Origin of the sequence: Bacillus mycoides (genome assembly GCF_018742245.1) — a bacterium.
In the GTDB taxonomy this organism is placed as follows: domain Bacteria; phylum Bacillota; class Bacilli; order Bacillales; family Bacillaceae_G; genus Bacillus_A; species Bacillus_A cereus_U.
Map to the genome: position 1 here is coordinate 292501 of NZ_CP036132.1, position 2500 is coordinate 295000.

Genomic DNA, 2500 nt, shown 5'->3' on the forward strand with positions numbered 1-2500 from the left:
CGACTGTTTAGCAAAAACACAGGTCTCTGCGAAGCCGTAAGGCGAAGTATAGGGGCTGACACCTGCCCGGTGCTGGAAGGTTAAGGAGAGGGGTTAGCGTAAGCGAAGCTCTGAACTGAAGCCCCAGTAAACGGCGGCCGTAACTATAACGGTCCTAAGGTAGCGAAATTCCTTGTCGGGTAAGTTCCGACCCGCACGAAAGGTGTAACGATTTGGGCACTGTCTCAACCAGAGACTCGGTGAAATTATAGTACCTGTGAAGATGCAGGTTACCCGCGACAGGACGGAAAGACCCCGTGGAGCTTTACTGTAGCCTGATATTGAATTTTGGTACAGTTTGTACAGGATAGGCGGGAGCCATTGAAACCGGAGCGCTAGCTTCGGTGGAGGCGCTGGTGGGATACCGCCCTGACTGTATTGAAATTCTAACCTACGGGTCTTATCGACCCGGGAGACAGTGTCAGGTGGGCAGTTTGACTGGGGCGGTCGCCTCCTAAAGTGTAACGGAGGCGCCCAAAGGTTCCCTCAGAATGGTTGGAAATCATTCGTAGAGTGCAAAGGCATAAGGGAGCTTGACTGCGAGACCTACAAGTCGAGCAGGGACGAAAGTCGGGCTTAGTGATCCGGTGGTTCCGCATGGAAGGGCCATCGCTCAACGGATAAAAGCTACCCCGGGGATAACAGGCTTATCTCCCCCAAGAGTCCACATCGACGGGGAGGTTTGGCACCTCGATGTCGGCTCATCGCATCCTGGGGCTGTAGTCGGTCCCAAGGGTTGGGCTGTTCGCCCATTAAAGCGGTACGCGAGCTGGGTTCAGAACGTCGTGAGACAGTTCGGTCCCTATCCGTCGTGGGCGCAGGAAATTTGAGAGGAGCTGTCCTTAGTACGAGAGGACCGGGATGGACGCACCGCTGGTGTACCAGTTGTTCTGCCAAGGGCATAGCTGGGTAGCTATGTGCGGAAGGGATAAGTGCTGAAAGCATCTAAGCATGAAGCCCCCCTCAAGATGAGATTTCCCATAGCGTAAGCTAGTAAGATCCCTGAAAGATGATCAGGTTGATAGGTTCGAGGTGGAAGCATGGTGACATGTGGAGCTGACGAATACTAATAGATCGAGGACTTAACCATATAATATGAAGCAAATGTTATCTAGTTTTGAAGGAATATACCTTCAATAGTTTGGTGATGATGGCAGAGAGGTCACACCCGTTCCCATACCGAACACGGAAGTTAAGCTCTCTAGCGCCGATGGTAGTTGGGACCTTGTCCCTGTGAGAGTAGGACGTCGCCAAGCAAGCTAAAACACAAGTCTTTTGACTTGTGTTTTTTTGTATATTTGTTTCGTTAGAAACAAGAGTGGAAATATGGATTGCTAAATCATACCAGATGGAAAATTATTTACAGAATCATGATAAAGGCGAAGTGTTTTCGCTATTTTTATTAAGCGTTCATTAAACTATATGTATTTCGTCATATGAGCATTATTGGTCATATCTTCAATATAAGAGGGAATCTCTTTTCTTTTATAATTAATTTCTAAAAAATTTGGCGCATAATTGAAGCTTCTATGCTCTAAATGTTTTAATGGTTTATGAATTGTATAGCTATTTTTCCTTGAAATCCTGTATACAGTATCCCTTAACTAATAAACATTAGAGTTATTTCTACCGGTAAATATTTCTTCTTCATGATTGGACATCTAAATCTTCTTCACTAATATACTTTTGAAAATAACTCCGTTCATAATTTCAAAAATATAGATTTGTATAATTGCTTCCTTTGAGTTCGCAGTTTGCTCAATCTATTAAACAAGCCCGTCTATATAATTGCATTTTATATAGACGGGCTTGTTTAATTTTTTATTCTTATAATAGTAGCGTTTTGAGGGATGTTTTTTTGTTATTAAGTATAGGGAAGTAGTACATAATCTATGGAAATAATACAGGTGCTTTTCAACTATTATGAGAACAGCTATATTATGGCTAAATATATAGTGAGATATAGGAATGTTGAACAAGGAGCTCATTTACAATTGAAGTGTGTATATGGGTATGAAATCTTCTTTGATTAGTAGTCGTAACTTCTTGAGGCATAAATTTTTGAATTCCGTAACGTCAGTGCTACAATGATTGAAAAATAAATGTTAATGAGGTGTTCATATGAAAATTGAAGTTTGGTCTGACTTTGTATGCCCGTTTTGCTATATTGGGAAGCGTAGATTAGAAATGGCTTTAGAGCAATTTCCACATAAGAAAGATGTTGAAGTTGAGTTTAAAAGTTTTGAATTAGATCAAAATGCTCCGATCTACTCTGGAACGAGTATTAATGAAGTGCTTGCATCGAAGTATGGAATTAGTGTTGAAGAAGCTAATCGTAATAATATACAACTAGGCAATCATGCAGCTAGTATGGGTTTGAGTTTCAATTTTGAAGAGATGAAGCCAACAAATACTTTTGATGCACATCGTTTGGCGAAATTCGCAAAGGATCAGGGGAAGG

General features: G+C 42.2%; 1 protein-coding gene and 2 rRNA genes (2 of these 3 running past the window's edge). All 3 read left to right on the forward strand.

Features of this window, described 5'->3' with window-relative positions; all coding sequences use genetic code 11:
• Positions 1–1129 (forward strand): 23S ribosomal RNA (locus EXW56_RS01615) (it extends 1793 nt beyond the left edge of the window).
• 50 nt (positions 1130–1179) lie between these two features.
• Positions 1180–1295: ribosomal RNA gene (gene rrf / locus EXW56_RS01620) — 5S ribosomal RNA — on the forward strand.
• 865 nt (positions 1296–2160) lie between these two features.
• Positions 2161–2500: the 5' portion of a DsbA family oxidoreductase gene (locus EXW56_RS01625; RefSeq protein ID WP_215597139.1), read on the forward strand. The gene runs 389 nt beyond the window's last position; the window shows 340 of its 729 coding nt (coding positions 1–340); the start codon lies at positions 2161–2163; the stop codon falls past the right edge of the window.